This is a genomic window from Curtobacterium sp. MCJR17_020, assembly GCF_003234365.2.
Classification (GTDB): Bacteria; Actinomycetota; Actinomycetes; order Actinomycetales; family Microbacteriaceae; genus Curtobacterium.
The window spans coordinates 2292763-2308908 of record NZ_CP126260.1; the positions used below are offsets into that span (position 1 = coordinate 2292763).

The window sequence follows — 16146 nt, forward strand, 5'->3', positions numbered from 1 at the left end:
CGATGACCACCGGCACCGGGAACGCGCAGCTCGAACTCGCACGGGGCGGGCACGCGCCTGCACCACGGACCCTGTTCGACGTCCTCGCGGCGACGGCGGCCACCCACCCCACCGCCACCGCGCTCGAGGACCCCGCCGGCACCGTCGACTACGCCGCCCTGCTCGACCTCGTGCGCGCGCAGGCCGACGACCTCGCCCGTCGCGGAGTCCGCCGAGGTGACCGGGTCGGGGTGCGGGTCCCCTCCGGCGGACGGGACCTGTACCTGTCGATCCTCGCGGTCCTCGCCGCCGGAGCCGCCTACGTGCCCGTCGACGCCGACGACCCCGAGGAACGCGCGACCCTCGTGTTCGGCGAGGCCGGCGTCGTCGGCATCATCGGGGCCGGCGGCGTCCTGCGCGACCGCGACGGCGGCGAGCTGCCCGTGACGGACCCCACGGCGAGCGCCGCACTCCCCCACCTGGACGACGACGCGTGGATCATCTTCACCTCGGGGTCGACCGGGGTGCCGAAGGGCGTGGCGGTCACCCACCGCAGTGCTGCGGCGTTCGTGGACGCCGAGGCGCGGATGTTCCTGCAGGCGGCGCCGCTCGGTCCGGGCGACCGGGTGCTGGCGGGGCTGAGTGTCGCGTTCGATGCGTCGTGCGAGGAGATGTGGCTGGCGTGGGGGCACGGTGCCGCGTTGGTGCCGGCGCCGCGGTCGTTGGTGCGGACGGGGGTGGACCTCGGGCCGTGGCTGATCGCGCACACGATCACGGTGGTGTCGACGGTGCCGACGCTCGCGGCGCTGTGGCCGGACGACGCGTTGGAGCAGGTGCGGCTGGTCATCTTCGGTGGTGAGGCCTGCCCGCCGGAGCTGGCGGCGCGGATCGCGAGTCGCGATCGTGAGGTGTGGAACACGTACGGTCCGACCGAGGCGACGGTGGTGGCGTGCGGGTCGCTGCTCGACGGCGGGCAGCCGATCCGGATCGGGCTGCCGCTGGACGGGTGGGACCTGGCGGTCGTGGACGGTGCCGGGCAGCGGGTGGAGCCGGGCGGGGTCGGTGAGCTCGTGATCGGTGGTGTCGGGTTGGGGCGGTACCTGGACCCGGCGAAGGACGCGGAGAAGTACGCGCCGTTCCCGGAGCTCGGGTGGGAGCGGGCGTACCGGAGTGGTGACCTGGTGCGGTACGACCCCGAGGGGCTCGTGTTCCAGGGGCGTGCGGACGACCAGGTGAAGCTCGGTGGCCGGCGCATCGAGCTCGGGGAGATCGACGCGGCCCTGCAGGCCCTCGACGACGTGGCCGGTGGTGCGGCAGTGGTGCAGCGGACCCCGGCGGGCAACCAGGTGCTGGTGGGGTACGTGGCGCCGGTGGCGGGTGCCACGGTGGACGTCGCGGCTGCGAACGCCCGGTTGCGGCAGGAGCTGCCCGCTGCGCTCGTCCCGCTCGTCGCGGTGGTGGACTCGTTGCCGACGCGGACGTCGGGCAAGGTCGACCGTGCGGCGCTGCCGTGGCCGTTGCCCGGGGCGACGGACGCCGCGATGCTGCCGGACACGGTGGCGTGGATCGCGGAGCGCTGGGCGGCGATCCTCGGGGTGCCGGTGTCGAGCGTCGACGACGACTTCTTCGCGCACGGTGGCGGGTCGCTGACGGCGGCGCAGCTGGTGTCGGCGATCCGCGAGCGGTTCCCGACGACGACCGTCGCCGACGTCTACGACCACCCGCGCATCGGCGCGCTGGCGGCCGCGTTGGACGAGTCCGGTCCGGTGGCGGCTGCTTCGCGGGACGTGACGCCGGTGCCGCCGACGACGGGGCTCGCGATGACGCTGCTCGGGCTGCCGGTGCAGGTGCTGCGCGGGTTGCGGGTGCTGACGTGGACGGCGCTGGTCGCGGCGGTCCTGCACGCGACGACGCTGCCGTTCCTGCCGGTGCTCCCCTGGCCGGCCCTCATCGTCGCGCTGCTGGTGTTCGTGACGCCGATCGGCAAGATGGCGCTCACGGTCGTGCTGGCCCGGCTGCTGCTCGTCGGGGTCCGGCCGGGCGACCACCCCCGGGGTGGCTCGGTGCACCTGCGCGTCTGGCTGGCGGAGCGGATCGCCGAGGCGGTCGACGGTCCCTCGACCGCCGGGGCCCCGTGGATCAGCTACTACGCCCGGGCGCTCGGGGCGCGGATCGGTACGGACGTCGACCTGCACACGCTCCCGCCGGTCACCGGGATGCTCACGATCGGCAAGCGTGCCTCGATCGAGCCCGAGGTGGACCTCGCGGGGCACTGGGTGGACGGTGACGTGTTCCGGCTCGGCCGGGTCCGTGTGGACGACGACGCCGTCGTGCACAGCCGCACCACGCTGCTGCCCGGTGCGCACGTGGGTGCGGGTGCCGAGGTCGAGGCCGGTTCGGCGGTCGCCGGCCGGGTGCCCGCCGGTGAGCGCTGGGCGGGTTCGCCCGCCGAACGCGTCGGGTCGGCCAGGCACGGCCGGGAGGCCCGTCCCCCGTCACGCCGTCGCTGGCTGTTGGCGTACGGGGCCGGCTCCGTGGCCGTGGCCGGGTTGCCGGTGATCGGTGTCGCGGTCGGGCTGCTGGTCGCCGTCGCCCTGGTCGGGCGTGCGTCGACGCTCGGCGACGCGGTGCTGCGCGCGCTCGCGACCGTGCCGCTCGCGACCGTCGTCGCCGGGGCCGTGTACGCGCTGCTCGTGGTGGTGTCGGTGCGGATGCTCGGCATCGGGCTGCACGAGGGCCGGCACCCCGTGCGGTCGCGGATCGGGTGGCAGGCGTGGTCGACGGAGCGGGTGCTGGACGCGGCGCGCACGCTGCTGTTCCCGCTGTACGCCTCGCTCGTGACGCCCGTGTGGTTGCGGCTGCTCGGGGCGAAGGTCGGCCGGAACACGGAGATCTCCACGGTTCTGCTCATCCCCACGCTGACGCAGATCGCGTCCGGTGCCTTCCTGGCCGACGACACCATGGTCGCCACGTACGAGCTCGGTGGTGGCCGGGTGCGGATCGGCCGGTCGAAGGTCGGGCGGCGGGCGTTCCTCGGCAACAGCGGGATGACGGGCGCCGGACGCTCGGTCCCGCGCGAGGCGCTGGTGGCGGTGCTGTCCGCCGTGCCGAAGAAGGCCAAGCGCGGGTCGTCGTGGCTCGGCTCGCCCCCGGTGCGGCTGCGCCGTGCGGCGACGCAGTTCGACGAGGAGCGCACCTTCCGCCCGCCCGTCCGGCTCAAGGTCGCCCGCGGTTGCTGGGAGCTGCTGCGGCTCGTGGCCCCGATGGTGTCCGCTGCGATCGCCCTCGGGGTGGCGGGCTCCCTGCTCGCCCTGTGGTCGGCGGTCGGCGTCGGCTGGACGGTGCTGCTGGCCGGACCGGTGCTCATCGTCGCCGGGTCCGTCGCCGCGGTGGTGTCGACGATCGCGAAGTGGGCGTTCGTCGGCCGGATCACCGCTCGGGAGCACCCGCTGTGGTCGTCGTTCGTGTGGCGCAACGAGGTGCAGGACACCTTCGTCGAGACGGTCGCCCGGCCCTGGTTCGCCGAGCAGGCCACCGGCACCCCGGCCCTGGCGGCGTGGCTGCGGAGCCTCGGCGCGACGATCGGCCGCGGCACCTGGCTCGAGACGTACTGGCTGCCCGAGGCCGACCTCGTCACGATCGGGGCCGGCGCATCGGTGGCGCGCGGGACCGTCGTGCAGACCCACCTGTTCCACGACCGGGTGATGCAGCTCGACACCGTGCGGCTCGACGCCGGTGCGACCCTCGGGCCGCACAGCGTCGTCCTGCCCGCCGCCGGCATCGGCACGGGCGCCACGGTCGGGCCCGCCTCGCTCGTGATGCGCGGTGAGCAGGTGCCCACCGGGTCCCGCTGGTCCGGCAACCCCATCGCTCCGTGGACAGCCGAACCGGCCACCGTGGCGGACTGACCGGCGCCATGGGGTTGACTGGGACCGTGCCGAACACCCCCGCTGCCGACCCGTACACCCCGCACAGCGGCGACCGACGCTGGAGCGCCGAGCACTACGACCTCCGCCTCGACTACCGCGTCGCCACGAACCGCCTCGACGGCACGGCGACGATCACCGCCCGTGCCCACGAGCCGCTCGACCGGATCGTCATCGACCTGCACGGCCTGAGCGTCGAGCGCGCCGACGTCGACGGCACCCGCGCGAAGAAGGTGTCGAAGGCCGTGCACAAGGTCACCGTCACCCCGGCGTCGCCGATCGCGGCCGACACCACGTTCACCGTGCACCTGCGGTACCGCGGCAACCCGCGCCCCGTCCGCAGCGCCTGGGGCCAGGTCGGGTGGGAGGAACTCACCGACGGCGTCATCGTCGCGGCCCAGCCGACGGGGGCGCCCTCGTGGTTCCCGTGCAACGACCGACCCGACGACAAAGCGACCTACCGGTTCGAGATCGCCGCCGAGGCCGCGTACGACGTCCTGGCGAACGGAGCACTGCTCGGCAAGGAACGCGACCGGATCGGCACACGCTGGACCTACGCCACCACCGAGCCGATGGCGACGTACCTGGCGACGGTGCAGATCGGGCGGTACCGCACGACGAAGCTCCGCGGCGCCGTCGTCCCCGTGACCCTGCACCACCCCGCCGACCTGGCGGCCGCCGCGAAGACCGACTTCGGGCAGGTGCCGGAGATGCTCGCACTGTTCTCGGACCGCTTCGGCCCGTACCCGTTCGCAGCGTACGGCGTCGTGGTCACCGACGACGAGCTCGAGATCCCGCTCGAGGCCCACGGGCTGGCGGTGTTCGGCCGGAACCACGTCGACGGCGAGCACGGCACCGACCGGCTCATCGCGCACGAGCTCGCGCACCAGTGGTTCGGCAACTCGGTGACGGTCGCCCGCTGGCAGGACATCTGGCTGCACGAGGGGTTCGCCTGCTACGCCGAGTGGCTGTGGTCCGAGCACCACGGCGGCGACACCGCCGACACGCTCGCGGCGCAGTACCGGCAGGGGCTCCTCGACCAGCCCGAGGAACTCGTCGTCGGCGACCCCGGCGCGAAGGACATGTTCGACGACCGGGTCTACAAGCGCGGGGCCCTCGCCCTGCACGCCGTCCGCCGCACGTTCGGCGACGACGCGTTCTCCGCCGGGCTGCGCAGCATCACCGAACGGCACCTACACGGTTCGGTGACGGTGCCCGACGTGCTCGAGGCCTTCGCCGACGCCGCCGGGTGCGACGTCGAGGCCGTCCGGGCGGTCACCGGCCCGTGGATCGACGAGGCAGCGGTGCCGCCGCTGCCGGTCGGCTAACCGGCGAGCTCGCCGTCGCCCGCCGGGTCGCAGCTGACCTCGGACCAGACCGCGTCGAGCGACAGCCCGACCACGCCGGCGACGGAGGCGATGGTCGAGAACGCCGGCGTCGCGATCCGCCCGGTCTCGATCTTGCGGAGGGTCTCGGGCGAGATCCCGGCGGCGAGGGCGGTGTCGACGATCGACCGTGGGCCACGTGCGCGGCGGATCAGGGCACCGAGACGGCGGCCGCGCGCGACCTCGTCGGGGCGGAGCGGGAGACGGACCATGCCCACATAGTAATACCGGTATGATCATCCGCGTGATCGAGATCCTGACGCCCGCCGAGGTCGACAAGGCCCGTGCCACCGGAGCCCTCGTCGGCACCATCCTGCAGACCCTGCGCGAACGCACCCGCGTGGGCACGAACCTGCTCGAGATCGACCGGTGGGCGAAGCAGATGATCGAGGACGCCGGCGCGGACTCCTGCTACGTCGACTACGCACCCTCGTTCGGCCGCGGTCCGTTCGGCCACCACATCTGCACCGCCGTGAACGACGCCGTGCTGCACGGCCTGCCGCACGACCGGGCCCTGGCCGACGGCGACCTGCTCACCCTCGACCTCGCGGTGTCGCTGGACGGCATCGCAGCTGACGCCGCCGTGAGCTTCGTCGTCGGCACCCCGCGCGCCGAGGACCTCGCCCTCATCGACGCGACCGAGCGCGCGCTGGCCGCCGGGATCGCCGCCGCCGGACCCGGGGCCCGCATCGGGGACCTGTCGCACGCCATCGGGACCGTCCTCGAGGAAGCGGGCTACCCCGTCAACGTCGAGTTCGGCGGACACGGCATCGGTTCGACCATGCACCAGGACCCGCACGTGTCGAACACGGGCCGCGCGGGCCGCGGGTACACGCTCCGGCCCGGACTCCTGCTCGCGCTCGAGCCGTGGGTGATGGCGGACACCGACGTGCTCGTCACCGACGCCGACGGCTGGACGCTCCGCAGCGCCACGGGAGCCCGGACGGCCCACACCGAGCACACCATCGCGATCACCGAGGACGGCGCCGAGGTGCTCACACTCCCCCGCTGAGCGACCCCTCGACCACGACGGGCAGCCCGCCGGCCGCGACGACGAGCACCAGGTCGGGTGCCGGCCGGACGACCGACACCGGGTGGTCCCGCCCCTCGAACCGCGCGGTACCGGCAGCGACGTCCACGTCGACCGACAGCGGGTCGACGCGCAACCCCCGGCCGTCGCGCTTCAGCACGGCCTCCTTCGCCGCCCAGCAGGCCGCGAGCAAGCCGGCATCACCGGCCGAGCGCTCGCGTTCGCCGGGCGTGAAGACGTCGAGGGGCGCTGCGCCGACGCGGGACACCCGCTCGAGGTCGACGCCGACCGAGCCCGGCGCGACCGCGAGCGCGAGCACGCCGGTCGTGCGCGACAGGCTGACCCCGAACGCGGTGCCGTGCACCGTGGCCCAGGGACGACCGTGGTCGGTCCTCGCACAGTGTGGGCAGACGCGCCCCGCGCGCACGGCGGCCGTGTCGACGGCCGCAGCTGAGGCGACGGCAGCGACCAGGGCCTCCCAGTCGGCCGCGCGGTCCGGACCCGGCGCGCACAGCGTCACGACGACGGCCTGGAGGTCCGACTCACCCACGCACGCAGCCTACGGTGCGCGGGCGGGCGGCCCATGGCCGTGGTCGCTACGCGTGGGTCAGTGCGATCAGTGCGACGTTCATCGTGCTGTAGAGACCCTCGGACCGGGTCGCCTGGCGGACGCGTCCGCGCAGGACTTCGTAGCGGCCGTCGTGCTCGCGCACGAAGCCGATCACGCCGGTCGCCGGCGTCGAGACGCGGTGGTAGCCGTCCTCGAGCGGGACGACCTCGGTACTCGTGGTTCGCTCCATTGCTGTTCCCTTCCGTTCGTCGTCGAACAGTGGCGTCAGCCTACCCCGCTCCGGGGGACAAGACACCCATGGATCGGCTCGTCCACAGTGTTCGCCGAGAGTCCGTCCGACGCCCTGCGTGCCGTGGATAGACTCCGGGCGACGGCGCTCTCAGGGCGCGGTTCGGGACGGCGTCGACGGCGCCGACCGGTGACGGACGGAGGACGGATGCGAACGGTCCAGCGCGGATCGGGCACAGGCGGGTCGAGGACGGAACGGGGGACAGCGCGACTCTGGGGTCGCGTCACGGCAGCGGTCGTGGCGGTGCTGATCGTCCTGGCTCCGGCAGCGACCGCGCAGGCCACGGCACCGGTCGACCTGGGCGGGGCGTACGTCCTCGACGAAGCCGACGCCCTCAGCTCCTCGCAGCAGGCGCAGGTCGAACAGGCGGTGCAGGACCTGTACGCCGAGACCCAGACGCAGCTGTACGTCGTGTTCGTGCCGACGTTCACCGATCCCACGGACCACACTGCGTGGGGCTCCGCGGTCATGGAGCAGAACCAGATCGACACCGACGGCATCCTGCTGTCGGTCGCGGTCGACGACCGCAACTACGACGTGCAGCAGACGAACGAGACCGCCATCTCCGAGTCCGACGTGCAGAGCGCCGTGAACGACTCCCTGCTCCCCGCGCTGAAGCAGGGCGACTGGTCCGGTGCAGCCGTGGCGTTCGCGAACGGCCTGACGGACACCCAGGCGCCGCCGAACCTGACCTGGCTCTGGATCCTGTTGCTCGTCATCGTCGTCGGCCTGATCGTCGTCGTGCTCGTCATCCGCACCCGCAACAAGCGGAAGACCGCCGCGGCCACGAAGGCGCAGCAGGAGTCCCTTGCCGACCTCGAGCGCACCGCCGGCGGCGCGCTCGTGACGATCGACGACGAGCTCCGCACCGCCGAGCAAGAAGTCGGGTTCGCCACGGCCCAGTTCGGTCCCGACGCCGCGAAGCCCTTCGCCGACGCCGTCGCCGCCGCGCAGCAGGCCGTGCGCAAGGCCTTCACGTTCCGGCAGCAGCTCGACGACGAGATCCCGGACTCCCCGCAGCAGCGTGCCGACTGGGCGAACCAGATCATCGCGATCTGCCAGCAGGCGCACGCCTCGATCGAGGAACAGACCGAGTCGTTCGACAAGCTCCGGTCGCTCGAGGACGGCGTCGAGGAAGCAGCCGCCGCACTGGCCCAGGCGGTCGCGGAAGCGCCGGCGGCGGTCGGCGCAGCAGCAGCCGCGCTCGACCGCGTCCGCGCGAACTACACCGGACGCACCCTCGCGACCGTGGCCGACAACGTCGACCAGGCACACCAGGTCCTCGCCTACGCCACCGAACGCTCGAACGCGGCCACCGCGGCGATCGCGGCCGGCGACAAGGGCGAAGCGGTGGTCGCCGTGCGCGACGCCCAGCACGCGCTGGCCCAGGTGCAGCAGCTCACGAACAGCGCGATCGCGGCCGAGGGCACCTTCACCGAGGCCACCGCACGCGCCGAGGCGATGCGCATCGACATCGAGGGCGACGTCGCCGCGGCCCGGACCCTCACCGTCGGCGGGCCCGACCTCGCCGCCGCCGTCACCCGGGCGCAGACCGTCCTGCGGCAGGGGTTCGACCCGAAGGACCCGATCACCGCGGTCGACGCCCTCACGAAGGCGAACACCGAGATCGACCAGGCCATCGCGGCCGCCCGGGGCGCCGAAGAGCAGCAGCGCCGGGCGTCCCGTGCCCTCGACGACGCCCTGCGCGACGCTCGGAACCGGATCAGCCAGGCTCGCGAGTTCATCTCGCTGCACCGCGGTGGTATCGGGCCCACCGCCCGCACCCGCCTGTCCGAGGCCGAACGCGCCCTCGATGACGCCGTGCAGCTCGCCACCACCGACCCCGGACAGGCACTGCAGGCAGCACGGGCGGCCGAGCAGTACGCCGCCGCGGCGATGGACTCGGCGAACGACGACATGGGCGGCTGGGGCGGCGGGGGCGGCGGCTTCGGCGGGGGCGGCGGCAACGGCGCGCAACTCGGCGGCCTCGTCACCGGCATCGTGCTCGGCGGCCTGCTCGGCGGTCGCGGTGGCAGCTTCGGCGGCGGCTCCTTCGGCGGCGGCGGGGGCGGCGGCTTCGGCGGCGGGGGCGGCTTCGGCGGCGGAGGCGGCGGCGGAGGCGGCGGGTTCTCCGGCGGCGGCCGCTTCTGACCCCGGCCCGCCCGAAGGCCGGACCACACACTCGACCGACCAGTACGAGCCAGACCAGAACCCGACAGACCAGACACACCACGTCAGACCTTCCAGGAAAGGGAACAGCAATGGCAAAGCAGACGATCTTCGGCCGCATCTCCACCCTCGTGCGAGCGAACATCAACCAGCTCATCGACGACGCCGAGGACCCGCAGAAGATGCTGGACCAGCTCGTGCGCGACTACACGAACAACATCGCCGACGCGAAGACGGCGATCGCGCAGACGATCGGCAACGTGCGCCTGCTCGAGCAGGACCACGAAGAGGACAAGCGCGCCTCGTCCGAGTGGGGCCAGAAGGCCGCCAACGCCTCCACCGCCGCGGACAAGTACCGCGCCGAGGGCAAGACGGCCGAGGCGGACAAGTTCGACAACCTCGCCAAGATCGCGATCGGCAAGCAGATCGCGGCCGAGCAGGAGGTCAAGGACGCCGAGCCGAACCTCGCCTCGCAGAACGAAGCGGTCGAGAAGCTCAAGACCGGGCTCGCCGGCATGGAGCAGAAGCTCGAGGAGCTCCGTGCGAAGCGCGACAACCTCGTCGCCCGCTCGAAGACGGCCGAGGCGCAGTCCAAGGTCAACGACGCCCTCGGCAACATCGACGTGCTCGACCCGACGAGCGACCTCGGTCGCTTCGAGGAGAAGGTCCGTCGCGAAGAGGCCAAGGTCCTCGGACAGCAGGAGCTGCAGTCGTCGAGCCTCGACGCCCAGTTCGAGAGCCTCGAGGACGTCGGCAAGGACGCCGAGGTCGAGGCGCGACTCGCCGCACTGAAGTCCGGCGGCTCGTCGAGCCTCTGACCTTCCCGGACGACCTTCCCGGACGACGCCGGACCCCAGCTGACAGACTGAGACGATGCAGTTCCTCGTGGTCGGTCAGTGGCAGGGTTCGGCGTCGTCGCGCGCGATGCGCCTCGGGGACGGAGCGACCGCGATCGCGGCCGACCTCCCCCGTGCGTCCACCACCGTGGTCGACGTCCCCACCGGCGCGGGCGACCGGCTCGAGACGGCGGTCGCCCGCTACACCTCCGTGCTCGCCGTCGCCGACCGCGTGGCCGAGGAGACCGGCGTCGCGAGCGAACCCGTCCTCGTCGTCGGTGGGGACGGCGCGAGTGTCCTCGGCGCGACCGTGGGCCTCGGCCCGGACACCGCGTTCGTGCGCATCGCCGGGTCCAGCGGGTACCGCGCACTCAACCGCGCCCAGCCCGTCGCCGCCGAGACCGCGGCCCTGCGGATCCTGGTCGACCGCGCCGACGAGCTGTTCCCCGCGCTGCCGGTGCTCCCCGCCTCGTCGGTCGTGGTCGCGGGCGTCCGCGGGCTCGACGACGCCGAGGACGCCGCACTCGACCGTGCCGGGATCACCCGACTCGACGTCGACGCCGCCACCCCTGACGCCCTCGCCGCTGCCGTCGACGCCACCGGAGCGACCTCGGTGTTCGTGCACGTCGACCTCGACGTCCTCGACCCGTCCGAGGTCGACGGTCTGCTCGAGCCGGTGCCGTTCGGACTCGACGGCGCGGGACTGGTCGAGCGGATCCAGGCCGCGACCCGCGGCCGCCGCCTGGCCGGCGCCGCGCTCACCGGCTTCGCTCCCGTCGACCCGGACCGTGCAGTGGACGACCTCGGCGTGATCCTGCGCGTCGTCGGGGCGTTGACCAGCGCCTCCCGGGTGGCCTGAGAACCGACCCGGCGCGCCGGGCGCACCCCATGCCGGTCCGCGTACGCTCGGCCTCATGACGGACTACGACCTCATCGTGATCGGCGCCGGCGCAGTCGGCGAGAACGTGGCGGACTACGCCCACAAGCGCGGCCTGGCGGTCGCGATCGTGGAGTCCGAACTGGTCGGCGGCGAGTGCTCCTACTGGGCGTGCATGCCGTCGAAGGCACTGTTGCGCAGCGGCCACGCGTTGGCAGCGGCGAAGCGGCTGGACGGCGCGAAGCAGGCCGTCACCGGCGACCTCGACGCCGCCCACGTGCTCGCCCGCCGCAACTCGTTCACCTCGGACTGGAAGGACGACGGTCAGGTCTCCTGGCTCGAGTCCGCCGACATCGCCCTGATCCGCGGCCACGCCCGCATCACCGGCGAGAAGACCATCGAGGTCGGCGGTGAGACGCACACCGCCCGCGCCGCCGTCGCCGTCGTGACCGGGTCGCTGCACGCGCTGCCGAACGTGCCGGGTCTCGCCGAGGCGACGCCGTGGGGCACCCGCGAGGGCACCAGCGCCCAGCAGGTGCCGGAGAGCCTGCTCGTGATCGGGGGCGGTGTCGCCGGCTCCGAGCTCGCCACCGCCTGGGCATCGCTCGGCGCGAAGGTCACCCTCGTCGCCCGGCACGGGCTGCTCGGCGGCATGGAACCGTTCGCCGGCGAGCTCGTCACCGACGCGCTCCGCGAGCTCGGCGTCGACGTCCGCACCGGGGTGAACCCCGTGCGGGTCGACCGCGACGAGCACGGTCTGGTCACCACGACCCTCGACGACGACACGACGGTCATCACGAGCGAGGTGCTGGCCGCCACCGGCCGTACCCCGCACACCGCCGACCTCGGGCTCGAGTCCGTCGGGCTCACCGCCGGCGACTGGCTCGAGGTCGACGACACGATGCTCGTGCACGGCACCGACTGGCTGTACGCCGTCGGCGACGCCAACCACCGCGCGCTCCTCACCCACCAGGGCAAGTACCAGGCCCGCGCAGCCGGCGAGGCCATCGCCGCCCGGCACCAGGGCACGCCGCTGCACACCGAGCCGTGGGGCGCCCACGTCGCGACCGCCGACCACGCCGCGGTCCCCCAGGTCACGTTCACCGACCCCGAGGTCGCGAGCGTCGGCCTGACCGAGCAGGCCGCGCGCGAGCAGGGGCTGAACGTCCGTGCCGTGGAGTACGACCTCGGCGGCGTCGCGGGTTCCGCGCTGCAGGCCGACGGCTACACCGGCCGCGCCAAGATGGTCGTCGACGAGGACCGCGGGGTCGTGGTGGGCGTCACCTTCGTCGGCCAGGACGTCGCCGAGATGCTGCACGCGGCGACTATCGCCGTCGTCGGCGAGGTTCCGGTCGACCGCCTCTGGCACGCGGTGCCGGCCTACCCGACGATGAACGAGATCTGGCTCCGTCTGCTCGAGACCTACGGTCGCCCGGCCTGAGCGTGCGCGGACTGGCGCGCCGGGCGCTGCTCGACTCCCCCGTGTCGCGGGTGGGCTGGCTGTTCGCCACGGCGGTCGGTCTGGCGATCGGCGTACCGCTGTCGACCGGCCGCGTCCGCGTGGTCGACGGGCTCGTCGTCTGCTCGGGGTTGCCGCGGTGGGTGTTCCGTCGTGGCGGCACCTGCGTGGGGTCGGTGTACCTGACCCGGGACAACGACGGGGCCCGGGTGCTGCGGCACGAGCGGGTGCACGTCGAGCAGTGGCGGCGGTACGGCATGCTCATGCCCGTGCTGTACGCCGTCGCCGGCCGAGACCCGCTCCGCAACCGCTTCGAGGTCGAGGCGGGGCTGGAGGACGGCGGCTACCGCTGACGGGTGGCCGTGCGCCCCTCTGTTTGCCGTGTGCCGATCGGTCACGACACCCCGTCGGGCCGGCGCCGAGTGGTCGCAGACCGTCGGCGGCTCCGGCCGCATCCGACGGTCTGCGACCGCTCGGCGCCGCACGCGCGGCGCGCCGTGACCTCCGGTGAGGGCCGGCCAGGCGACGAGACGTGACCGAACGGCGGACGGGAGGCACGGATCACGGCCGCCACGGGCCTCCCGTCCGCCGTGGTCCGGCCCACCTGCCCGGCTGAGGAGCGCTGATCGGTCGCGACACCCCGTCGGGGCGGCGCCGAGCGGTCGGTCAGACGCCCTCCACCCCTGCCGCCGAGGTTCCACGACATGCCGCGTGCGTGGCGCCGAGGTTCCACGGACGGCCCGGATGCGGCGCGAGATGCCGAGATTTCGGAACCTCGGGGTGCGGGTGCGGGCGGGCGGGCGCGGGCGGGCCAGGAGCGGGCGGGCCTGGGGAGCGGGCGGGCGCGCGGGGTCAGGCGGCGGGACGACGGGGGACGATGAGGGGCGTGCCGGTCTCGGGGTCGGGGACGACCACGCACGGCAGGCCGAAGACGTCCTCGACGAGGTCGGCCGTCAGCACCGCGGCCGGGGGTCCGGCAGCGACGATCGACCCCTGGCGCATCGCGATGACGTGGGTGGCGTAGCGCGCCGCCTGGTTCAGGTCGTGCAGCACCGCGACGACCGTCCGACCCGCGGCGTGCAGCGCGGAGGCCAGCTCGAGCACGTCGTACTGGTGCGCGATGTCGAGGAACGTCGTCGGCTCGTCGAGCAGCACAATGTCGGTCTCCTGCGCCAGGACCATCGCGATCCACACCCGCTGCCGCTGCCCCCCGGAGAGCTCGTCGACGCTCCGGTCCGCCAGCTCCACCGTCGACGTCTGCTCGAGGGCGGCCTGCACGGCACGCCGGTCGGACCCGGACGACGGGTGCAGCAGGTCCTGGTGCGGGAACCGCCCGCGGGACACCAGGTCGCGCACGGTGATGCCGTCCGGGGCGATCGGCGTCTGCGGCAGCATGCCGACCCGCCGGGCCACGGCCTTCGGACGGTAGGAGTCGATCGGCGCTCCGTCGAGGTACACGGTGCCGGCTCGGGGCTTGAGGGTGCGTGCGAGCGACTTCAGCAGCGTCGACTTGCCGCACGCGTTCGGGCCGACGATGACGGTCAGTTCACCGTCGGGGACGTCCACGTCGAGCGCGTCCACCACGATGCGGTCGTCGTACGCGAGCGTCAGCCCACGCACGCCGAGCGCGGTCGTCGGGACCCCGACCACGCTGGTCGGCAGTCCGGCTGCGCCGTTCAGTTCTCGGCCTTGCCGTGCCGCCAGTACCCCATGAACGCGACCTGCTTGCGGTCGATGCCGACGCCGCGCACCAGGTGCCGCCGGAGCTCCTTGACGCAGCCGGCCTCGCCCGCGATCCAGGCGTAGACGGGGCGCGACTCCTCGGTGGCCGGCACGTCCCAGAGGACCTGCTCGTCGACGTCGACGTCCGCCGGCTCGACGGCGTCCCCACAGGCGGGACCCGCGGCGACCGACGGCGAACCGGCGACGGGCGCAGCACCGGCGACGACCGTCGACGCCCACGCGTGCACCTGGTCGGTCATGCGGACGCCGTGGGTCGCACCGTTCCGGGCGATCCAACGGACCTCGACCCCGGCGGGCGCGGTCACGGGCAGCCGGTCGGCGTCGGTCGGCACCTCGATGAAGACGTGTCCGACGGTCGAGACGTCGAGCGCCTCGAGGATGGCGCAGATCGCCGGGGCGGCGGTCTCGTCCCCGGCGAGCAGGATGCGGTTCGCGTGCCCGGGTGCGAACTCGGCGGCACCGGTCGGCAGGTCCTCGGGCGATTCCGGCACACGGGGTCCGACGATCCGGAGCTCATCGCCGACCCGGCAGGACGACACCCAACGGGATGCGGGTCCGGCGTCGCCGTGTGCGACGAAGTCGATGTCGAGCTCACGGGCGTCGGGCCGGAACGAGCGGACGGTGTAGGTGCGCAGCGGGTTGCGTTCCGCGTCCGGCAGCGCACGCCAGGCGGCGTACCAGTCCTCGTCCTCGGGCAGTTCGGAGAACCCCACACCGTCGAGCGGCAGGACGACCTTGATCCGCTGGTCGAGCCCGACCGAGGAGAAGTCCGCCAGGGCATCGCCCGTCAGCGTCACCCGGACGAAGTGCGGGGTGAGCGACGTGACCGCTGCCACACGGACGGAGAAGACGCGGTACCGGGTTGCCACGGATCCGAGTATGGCATGCCTTACCTAACGTCTCCAGACCTCCGGACGGTGCGAAGATCGCTTCCGTGCCCGATGCCCCCGACGACGAATTCGCAGACCTGGCCGCCCTCGCCCGCGCGAGCGGCGTGACGGAGCCGCTCCGCGCCTCCAGGCAGGTGGTCCGCACCGCCGACGGGCAGGAGACGTCCGCCATCCGGTGGGGCGACCGGGAGGCCCGGATCACCTACCTGCACGGGCTCGGCATCGACGCCCACAGTTTCGACCAGACCGCGCTCGCCGTCGGCGAGCCGGCGGTCGCCCTCGACCTCCCCGGCCACGGCCGATCGTCGTGGCGGGACGACGCGGACTACGGGGCGTCCGTGACGGCGCCGACCGTGCTCGCGGCGCTCGACGCCCTGGACGTGCCGCCGGGGATCGTCGTCGGGCACTCCCTCGGTGCGATCCTGTCGGCACGGCTCGCGGCCACGGCACCGGAGCGGGTGACCGGGCTCGTCCTCGTCGACATGTCGCCGGACTTCGCGCAGCGGGCGGTCGACCGGATCGCCCGCGCGCTCGAGGCCGAGGAGCCGTTCGCCACCCTGGACCAGGTCGTCGACCGGGCGATCGAGGCACGCGTCGGCGACGACCGGCACGTGCTGCTGCGTGAGGCGCGCCACACCACGCGGCTCGGCGACGACGGCGCGCTCGTGCGGCGCCACCACTTCCCGCACCTGCCCGCCGGCCGCACGTCGTCGGTGGGGCGCTTCGCCGACGCGTGGCCCGACCTCGAGGCCCTGCGCGTGCCGATCCTGCTCGTCCGCGGCGACCGCGGGTACGTGTCCCCGAAGCTGCACGCCGCGTTCGCCGAGCGGCTGCCGGACGCCGAGATCGTGACGGTCACGGCACGGCACGCGGTGCAGAACCAGGCGCCCCTCGAACTGGCCTCGGCGATCCGGGCATGGGCCGCACGTCACGGATTGTTGCACCGGATCGATGAACCGTCGCGGGACCGTACCGGCCCCCGGTAACCTCGT

At 73.6% G+C, this 16146-nt stretch carries 14 protein-coding genes; 9 read left to right on the plus strand and 5 right to left on the minus strand.

Annotation, left to right across the window (positions count from 1 at the left end; translation table 11 throughout):
* Positions 1-2 precede the first annotated feature (2 nt).
* Positions 3-3887, plus strand: a complete 3885-nt coding sequence (locus DEJ14_RS10800; protein ID WP_111083854.1) for a Pls/PosA family non-ribosomal peptide synthetase — start codon at positions 3-5, stop codon at positions 3885-3887.
* Positions 3888-3913: 26 nt separating this feature from the next.
* On the plus strand, positions 3914-5233 hold the full coding sequence (locus tag DEJ14_RS10805; RefSeq protein ID WP_258373155.1) for a M1 family metallopeptidase: 1320 nt from the start codon (positions 3914-3916) through the stop codon (positions 5231-5233).
* Here the strand turns inward: DEJ14_RS10805 and DEJ14_RS10810 are convergent.
* Complete coding sequence (locus DEJ14_RS10810) at positions 5230-5502, minus strand: helix-turn-helix domain-containing protein (RefSeq protein WP_111083853.1); 273 nt, start codon at positions 5500-5502, stop codon at positions 5230-5232. The genes DEJ14_RS10805 and DEJ14_RS10810 overlap by 4 nt on opposite strands.
* Before the next feature lie 32 nt (positions 5503-5534).
* On the opposite strand from DEJ14_RS10810, the gene map reads away from it, so the two are divergent.
* Positions 5535-6302, plus strand: a complete 768-nt coding sequence (gene map / locus DEJ14_RS10815) for a type I methionyl aminopeptidase (protein ID WP_111084150.1) — start codon at positions 5535-5537, stop codon at positions 6300-6302.
* Here map and DEJ14_RS10820 read toward each other — a convergent pair.
* Positions 6286-6870 (minus strand): 4'-phosphopantetheinyl transferase family protein, encoded by a 585-nt coding sequence (locus DEJ14_RS10820; protein WP_111083852.1) that lies wholly within the window; start codon positions 6868-6870, stop codon positions 6286-6288. The two genes, map and DEJ14_RS10820, sit on opposite strands and share 17 nt — an antisense overlap.
* Before the next feature lie 46 nt (positions 6871-6916).
* Positions 6917-7120, minus strand: coding sequence for a hypothetical protein (locus DEJ14_RS10825; RefSeq protein WP_071255966.1), 204 nt, complete (start codon positions 7118-7120; stop codon positions 6917-6919).
* A gap of 297 nt (positions 7121-7417) precedes the next feature.
* On the opposite strand from DEJ14_RS10825, the gene DEJ14_RS10830 reads away from it, so the two are divergent.
* From DEJ14_RS10830 to DEJ14_RS10850, 5 genes are all read left to right on the plus strand, one after another.
* Positions 7418-9331 (plus strand): TPM domain-containing protein, encoded by a 1914-nt coding sequence (locus tag DEJ14_RS10830; RefSeq protein WP_284179103.1) that lies wholly within the window; start codon positions 7418-7420, stop codon positions 9329-9331.
* A 110-nt stretch (positions 9332-9441) separates the two neighbouring features.
* The gene (locus DEJ14_RS10835) at positions 9442-10167 is read left to right on the plus strand and encodes a PspA/IM30 family protein (RefSeq protein ID WP_111087060.1); all 726 of its coding nucleotides are present in this window, start codon (positions 9442-9444) and stop codon (positions 10165-10167) included.
* A gap of 55 nt (positions 10168-10222) precedes the next feature.
* Positions 10223-11044 (plus strand): arginase family protein, encoded by an 822-nt coding sequence (locus DEJ14_RS10840; protein WP_111087061.1) that lies wholly within the window; start codon positions 10223-10225, stop codon positions 11042-11044.
* 55 nt (positions 11045-11099) lie between these two features.
* The gene (locus DEJ14_RS10845; protein ID WP_111087062.1) at positions 11100-12503 is read left to right on the plus strand and encodes a dihydrolipoyl dehydrogenase family protein; all 1404 of its coding nucleotides are present in this window, start codon (positions 11100-11102) and stop codon (positions 12501-12503) included.
* A gap of 2 nt (positions 12504-12505) precedes the next feature.
* Positions 12506-12874 carry a Fe-S oxidoreductase gene (locus DEJ14_RS10850; RefSeq protein ID WP_131846467.1) on the plus strand — a complete coding sequence of 123 codons (369 nt, stop codon included), beginning with the start codon at positions 12506-12508 and terminating at the stop codon, positions 12872-12874.
* Between the two features lie 499 nt (positions 12875-13373).
* Here DEJ14_RS10850 and DEJ14_RS10855 read toward each other — a convergent pair whose 3' ends face one another.
* Both DEJ14_RS10855 and DEJ14_RS10860 read right to left on the minus strand, forming a co-directional pair.
* Complete coding sequence (locus tag DEJ14_RS10855) at positions 13374-14171, minus strand: ABC transporter ATP-binding protein (RefSeq protein ID WP_181437675.1); 798 nt, start codon at positions 14169-14171, stop codon at positions 13374-13376.
* Between the two features lie 26 nt (positions 14172-14197).
* Positions 14198-15133: a siderophore-interacting protein gene (locus DEJ14_RS10860; RefSeq protein ID WP_258373407.1), complete on the minus strand. Its 936-nt coding sequence runs from the start codon at positions 15131-15133 to the stop codon at positions 14198-14200.
* A 65-nt stretch (positions 15134-15198) separates the two neighbouring features.
* Here DEJ14_RS10860 and DEJ14_RS10865 point away from each other — a divergent pair, with 65 nt between their 5' ends.
* Positions 15199-16140, plus strand: coding sequence for an alpha/beta fold hydrolase (locus DEJ14_RS10865; protein WP_181437676.1), 942 nt, complete (start codon positions 15199-15201; stop codon positions 16138-16140).
* The last annotated feature ends 6 nt before the right edge of the window (positions 16141-16146 follow it).

Excerpts from the sequence above, each read along its gene's own strand:
- DEJ14_RS10845 (WP_111087062.1), top strand. The coding sequence starts at position 11,100 with ATGACGGACTACGACCTCATCGTGATCGGCGCCGGCGCAGTCGGCGAG.
- DEJ14_RS10800 (WP_111083854.1), top strand. The coding sequence starts at position 3 with ATGACCACCGGCACCGGGAACGCGCAGCTCGAACTCGCACGGGGCGGG.
- DEJ14_RS10825 (WP_071255966.1), bottom strand. The coding sequence starts at position 7,120 with ATGGAGCGAACCACGAGTACCGAGGTCGTCCCGCTCGAGGACGGCTAC.
- DEJ14_RS10840 (WP_111087061.1), top strand. The coding sequence starts at position 10,223 with ATGCAGTTCCTCGTGGTCGGTCAGTGGCAGGGTTCGGCGTCGTCGCGC.
- DEJ14_RS10810 (WP_111083853.1), bottom strand. The coding sequence starts at position 5,502 with ATGGTCCGTCTCCCGCTCCGCCCCGACGAGGTCGCGCGCGGCCGCCGT.
- DEJ14_RS10835 (WP_111087060.1), top strand. The coding sequence starts at position 9,442 with ATGGCAAAGCAGACGATCTTCGGCCGCATCTCCACCCTCGTGCGAGCG.